Here is a 6,414-nt window from a genome sequence, read left to right as displayed (position 1 = left end):
GAATTTTTCACCTCGGAGGTGCAAGCGCGGTAATGACTATTCGGCTACGTACCACATCAATCTGAGAAAGGCTATAATGGGGAAACTGCAAAGCAATGGTTGACAGCAGCTTGTCAAAACCATTTGTCTATCTATGTTGTTATCGGACTTGGTAAAAGTTTAAAACCTTAGTGGGGAGAAATTAGTCATTTCAAAATTATGCTGGCTGGCACAGTTGTCGCTTACATACAACATGAGATTGTGGTTCCACCGAAATAATCGGGTGGGCAAATAATTTTTGTCGGTCTACCCGCCATCGTCACAGAGGCGAGGGAAAGGCTTTTTGATAAATAGTGAGAAAAGGAGTAAAGCAGCAGGTTTCAGCCGACCAATGGCTCATATTGTATATTGCAGAACAACTCGCTGACCCCGATCGCCCCAGCAGAATTCCCTGCAATTCGCCGCAAAAAAAGGCACGCCCTTCGCGATCGCGCCCCAAAATTTACCCCAGGGGAATGCCCGAGACGCAACCGAGAAAATGTCCGGCGACTGTGGGCGCGTCAACCGTGGTCGGCGATCGCAACCATTGCCCGATCGCGGGTTGAAAAACCGGGTCAATCGGCGAGCAACAGCGGTCAATCAATCCGCCCCCACTGTAACAGAAGGCGCTAAAGTTGCCGTAGCACACCATCAAAACCATCCACATCCTCCTTAAGGCATAAACCTCGCTACCAACTTTTCGTCTCCATAATTTTTAACAGTTTTTTTTCCCGCAAACTTCAAATTAGCCTTTACAATAGTATGTGAAAACCAATCAAAAACGAGAGTCGAATCACAACTGTCCGGAACTCATCGGAACCGATTTGGGGATATTAACACACTAAACCTCCTCAAACAGCGAATCACTCGTCAGTATCATGTGGCAAATTAGATCGATTATCCCGCAGATTATCCGCAGAAAACTGCTCCAGTTGAGCCAGCAGTATGCCACCTGGAACGCCGCGCAAAGGCCGAAAACGCTACAACAGTATGGAATTGGTATCTTTGCCGTGACGATCGCCACCCTGCTGCATCTTCCCCTCGACCCTAACCTGCACACAGAAATCACCTTTCTCCTCTTTTTTGCCGCCGTGATGGTGAGTGCGTGGTGCGGCGGTTGGCGATCGGGCTTACTCGCCACCGTGCTATCCACATTCCTCAGCAACTACTTCTTTTTAGCTCCCACCCATTCCCTTTTTTTGCAAAACCTGCAACCCAACTGGTCCTTATTCCTATTTGCGATCGAAGGAGTGCTAATCAGTTTTATCGTCGCCAAACTGCAAGCCGCAACCCAGCGCGCCCAAACGGTTTCGCGCCAAAACCAACAGCATGTCACCGCCTTGCACCACAGCGAAGAGCAATTTCGCCGATTAGTCGAAGGGGTGAAAGACCACGCGATTTACATGCTCGATCGCCAAGGGCGGGTAGCCAGTTGGAACGAAACCGCCAGCCGCATTCAAGGATATGACGCCGCCGAGATTCTCGGCGAACCCCTCGCCTGCTTTTATCCCCCAGAAGACATCGCCGCCGGCAAACCCGATCGCCACCTAAAACAAGCCGCAGAATTCGGCAGTTATGAAGAAGAAAACTGGCGAGTGAGACAAGACGGGTCGCGATTTTGGGCGGAAGTGGCGATCGCCGCCTTGCGAGACGAAGCCGGCAACCTGCGCGGATTTTGCACCATCGTTCGCGATGTCACCGAACGGTTTCAAGCGCGCGAAGCCCTCTTGCAAAGCGAACGGCGATTTCGCGCCTTATCCGAAGCCACCGTAGAAGGAATCATCTTCCACGAAGGGGGAAAAATTCTCGATGCCAACCGCGCGTTTGCCCAGATATTTGGCTACGAACTGAGCGAAGTGATGCAACTGTCGGTCAAAGAATTTGTCGCCCCAGAATCCCTTCCCTTAGTGAGGGAAAATATCCAAACCGGGTATGAAAAACCCTATGAAGTCACCGGCGTTAAAAAAGATGGTACCCGATTTCCGGTAGAAATCATCGGCAAAAACTGTAGCGAAGCCGATCGCCGAGGGCGGGTGTGTGCGTGGCGCGACATCAGCGATCGCAAGCGAGTCGAAGAAGCCCTGCGACAATCCCTCAAAGAACTCTCCGACCTCAAATTTGCCCTAGATAAATCCGCCATTGTTTCGCGCACCGACAGTCGCGGAACAATCAACTACGTGAATGGGCCATTTTGCGAAATTTCTCAATATTCCCGGGAAGAACTCCTCGGACAAAACCATAACCTCCTCAGTTCCGGCTATCATTCCCGAGAATTTTTTCAGGACTTGTGGGCGACGCTCACTAGCGGTCAAGTGTGGAAAGGAGAAATCAAAAATAAAGCCAAAGATGGTAGGGAATATTGGGTAGATACTGCGATCGTGCCATTTTTAGACGAACGCGGCACACCGATACAATACTTATCCATTCGCTCGGATATTACCCAGCGCAAACAAGCCGAAGCGGAAAAAAATCGGGCGATCGCCGCATTGCAAGATAGCGAAGAACGCTTTCGCAACATGGCCGATACCGCCCCAGTGCTGTTATGGATAGCCGCCGACGATTGCACTCGCACATTTTTCAACAAATCTTGGTTAACCTTTACCGGACGCCGCTTGCCAGAAGAACTGGGGGAAGGCTGGATGGAGCACTTGCATCCCGAAGAGAAAGCGCACTACCTGGAGATTTATACTTCAGCGTTCCAACAGCGGCAAAAATTTACCCTAGAAACGCGCTTCCGACAAGGCAATGGCGAGTATCGGTGGATACTCGATACCGGCATTCCCCGTTTTGCCGCCGATGGCAGTTTTCAGGGATTTGTGGGTTCGGGAATCGATATTACAGACCTCAAAAAGGCCCAACTCGAGCGCAGCGAACTGTTGCAGCGCGAACAACAAGCCCGGGCGCGGGCGGAAGCGAGCGAGGAATACTATCGCTTTCTCACCGAAGCCATTCCGCAGATGGTGTGGACCGCTAAAGCCGATGGATCGGTGGACTACCTGAATCATCGGTGGTCGGAATATACCGGCTATTCGATCGCAGAACTGTTAGGTGGCGGATGGGAGCCGATTTTGCATCCCGACGATTTGCAGCGCTGTATCGATCGCTGGCATTATTCCCTCGAGACCGGCGAACCTTATCAAATCGAGGCGCGAATTAAATGTGTCTGGGGCGAGAATGGCTATCGCTGGATACTGGGATGGGCGTTACCCATGCGGGATAAAGCGGGACGAGTGTGCAAGTGGTTCGGGACGAATACGGACATCCACGAGCAAAAAATGGCCGCCGAAGAACGTAGGCAAGTGCTGGAACGGGAACAAGCGGCGCGCGCCTTGGCGGAAAGTGCTACCGCGATGGTGCAAAACCTGCAGGCGGTGACCGATGTGGCGATCGCGCCCTTGTCGCTCAAGGATCTGCTGGAAGAACTGCTCGATCGCCTCACGCAAGTATTGCAAGTGGATACCGCCACCATTTTGCTGATGGATGCCCAGGGGGAAACGTTACAGGTGAAAGCGACAAAAGGACTGGAAGCGGAAGGAGTCAGCCCCCTGGCGATTCCCTTGGGGGAAGGCTTTTGCGGATGGATTGCCGAAACTCGAGAATCCCTGCGCCTGGAACGGGAGGCTTATACCCAGGTTCGCAGTGCGATTTTGCAAGAACAACAGATTCAGTCCCTCATGGGTGCGCCGCTGCTGCTGGACAACCGGATTCTCGGGGTAGTGCGCGTGGGGAGTACAACGGAGCGGGAATTTAGCACCGAAGACCTGCATTTGCTGGAGTTGGTGGCCGATCGCATCGCCCTGGCGATCGACCGCGCTCACCTGTATGACGCGGAACAGCAGGCGCGCACCCAGGCGGAAAGTGCCAACCGCCTGAAAGATGAGTTTTTGGCCGTGGTATCTCACGAACTTCGCACCCCGCTGAATGCGATTCTCGGTTGGGCGCAGTTGCTCCGCGCCCGCAAGTTGAGCGAAGCCAAAATTGAGAAAGCCCTCGAAACTATCGAGCGCAATGCCAAGCTACAGTTAACCTTGATTGAGGATATCTTGGATGTATCGCGGATGATTCGCGGCAAAATTCGCCCCGTCCGGGTGCCGGTAAATCTGGCGAAGGTGGTGCAAGAGGCGATCGCCTCGGTGACGCCCGCCGCCAAAGCAAAATCGATTGTCTTGGACTCGGTGGTGGATGACAATGTGCCGCCGCTTTGCGGCGATCCGGAGCGCTTGGCCCAGGTGTTCTGGAATTTGCTCTCCAATGCGGTGAAGTTTACCCCGGAAAACGGACGAGTGGCGGTGAGGATCGAGCGCACAGAGGGTTTCGTTCGCGTGAGCGTGAGCGATACGGGGATTGGCATCAGTGCGGAGTTTTTGCCTCACGTGTTTGAAGGCTTCCGCCAAGCCAATAGCACCACCACGCGATCGCATGGCGGACTGGGCCTCGGATTGACCATTGTGCGCTATTTGGTGGAATTACATGCCGGCACGGTGGAGGTCTCCAGTGCGGGAGAAGGTCGCGGTACCACATTTCGGGTGATGCTCCCGATCGCCTCACAAAGCAAGTAGTCTTGTCGGGTGGGTTGGCTCACCCTACCGGGTTACATTTGAGCGTCATCGGGCATCCGGTGGATTTCTCACCGGACTGACGCACCTAACCCCCGGGTAGGGTGGGCAACTGGTTGTCCACCCTACAGCTAACCCAGACCGGACATGGGATTACCTCTGGCTGACTGACGGGGACTTGGAGACTTTATACACCAACTGCGCCTGCATTTGCGAGTATGGCGCGAGGGTAAAACGCCAGGTGCAAAAGCCGTTTTCATCCGGTTGTATCCCGTCGGTGGTTTCTGACGCGATCGCCTCCACTGTGACTTCTTCTAATTCCGACACCGGCACTCGTTCGGTGGTGGTTACGGTGCGGGGTTCTGCGCCGATATTCGACAGAAACAATTCCGTGGTGGTGGTCAAGTGATGCCACTGAGTTAAGCGATCGGTTTCGCCTTTTTGGCTTTGCTTGCGTTGGACGCGCAGGGCATTTTCCGGCCCCCATCCCAGGGCAAATTTTTCTCCCGGCGCAATGAAGGCGACGGCGGTTTTTCCCACATATTCGCTTTCTCGCACTAAGTCCACCGGACCGGCTAAAATCGGAAAGGAAGCGCGATTGGTTTGCTCGCTTTTGAGGATAACCTGACAGGCGATTTCTGGTATTAATATATACTCGATAGTTGCCTCGGAGGTAAAGGAAAAAATCGGCACCCGATAGGGACGACCATCGGAGGGAATGGAGGCTTTTGTGGGTGGGCGCAAAGTGCGAACTTCCCCCCCATCATCCACCCCGGGTAAGTTTACGGTTCCCGGGGTGGCGGCGCTTCCGAGTCCCACGGTTTGGACCGGGCGATCGCGTATTTCGATATCTAGAGTTTTCGATTTTTCTTTAACATTTAATCGGTCTTCGGTTAAAAGCGGCGGTTCGGTTCCCAGAGAAGCTCTGGCGGTGGAAAAAATCAAATCTACATCGCTCCAATCTTCCCCCGTTCGTTGCCAAATGCAGCCTTCCATCCGAAAGCAAATCTGCGGGGTTTCTTGACGGGTTAATCGCGCTTGGTGCCAGGGTCGCCACAGGGCATTTGGCACTACATATTCAAAGGCGATTTCGTTGTCTGTGGGTTGGGTAATAGTTAAATCCGCTTCCAGTCGTGCCGCATAAAGCATATCCGGGCGGGAGAGACTTTGCATGCGGGCAATTAACCGATTAATGCGATCGTGGAGTTGTTCTTGGGTGCGATAGCCGGTTAAAATTTCCCCCCGCAGCGATCGCAACTGTTGGAATAACGATTCCAATTGCGATCGCCACGCCAGGGGATCCAGTTGTCCCCATGCAGCATCCTCGGGCAATTCTTCCAAGGCTTTCGCTAAAATTTTCTCAATTTTATCGAAGCAATAGTCCTGATGCTCGCGGTCTTGGGTTACATGGCGGAAATCCTCGAGCAGCGATCGCACTTCTGTTTCTAATTCTTGCATGGATTCCGGTCGATCCTTTGCCTTCACCAACATCTGACGCCGCAGGCGCAGGTCATCCAGATGCGCCCCCGGCGACGCCCCACAAAACTCCCCGCGCAACGATTTATCCGCCAGCACTGGGGTCACGTTTTCCACGGTCACGCGCCACAAACCGGGCGTCAGAGTCGCCCTTCCCTGGCGGCGGACTAAGGCGCGGTCTTCTAACAAAGTCACCTGAGTGACAGGTGCATCCAGGGTCAATTCTCGAACCTCGTCAATTCCTGCCATCGTTTCTCTGCGTTACCATTGAGGATAATATTTGTTATAGCAAATCAATGGTTTATCCTCTCGAATCCGGGTAAAGTTGACGGGATGCCTAGTTTAAACTATAAATTAAACCGCT

General features: G+C 53.2%; 3 protein-coding genes. 1 reads left to right on the top strand and 2 read right to left on the bottom strand.

Features of this window, described 5'->3' with window-relative positions:
• Positions 1–481: 481 nt before the first annotated feature.
• Positions 482–679, bottom strand: a complete 198-nt coding sequence (locus LKK83_RS04390) for a hypothetical protein (protein WP_324629674.1) — start codon at positions 677–679, stop codon at positions 482–484.
• Between the two features lie 217 nt (positions 680–896).
• Here LKK83_RS04390 and LKK83_RS04385 point away from each other — a divergent pair, with 217 nt between their 5' ends.
• Positions 897–4,577 carry a PAS domain S-box protein gene (locus LKK83_RS04385; protein WP_324629673.1) on the top strand — a complete coding sequence of 1,227 codons (3,681 nt, stop codon included), beginning with the start codon at positions 897–899 and terminating at the stop codon, positions 4,575–4,577.
• A 150-nt stretch (positions 4,578–4,727) separates the two neighbouring features.
• Here LKK83_RS04385 and LKK83_RS04380 read toward each other — a convergent pair whose 3' ends face one another.
• Positions 4,728–6,299, bottom strand: a complete 1,572-nt coding sequence (locus LKK83_RS04380) for a mucoidy inhibitor MuiA family protein (RefSeq protein ID WP_324629672.1) — start codon at positions 6,297–6,299, stop codon at positions 4,728–4,730.
• Between the last annotated feature and the right edge of the window lie 115 nt (positions 6,300–6,414).

Origin of the sequence: Phormidium sp. CCY1219, assembly GCF_035615515.1 — a bacterium.
Lineage (GTDB): Bacteria > Cyanobacteriota > Cyanobacteriia > Cyanobacteriales > Laspinemataceae > CCY1219.
This window is presented reverse-complemented; position numbering and strand designations above follow the sequence as displayed.

Excerpts from the sequence above, each read along its gene's own strand:
- LKK83_RS04390 (WP_324629674.1), bottom strand. The coding sequence starts at position 679 with ATGGTTTTGATGGTGTGCTACGGCAACTTTAGCGCCTTCTGTTACAGT.
- LKK83_RS04385 (WP_324629673.1), top strand. The coding sequence starts at position 897 with ATGTGGCAAATTAGATCGATTATCCCGCAGATTATCCGCAGAAAACTG.
- LKK83_RS04380 (WP_324629672.1), bottom strand. The coding sequence starts at position 6,299 with ATGGCAGGAATTGACGAGGTTCGAGAATTGACCCTGGATGCACCTGTC.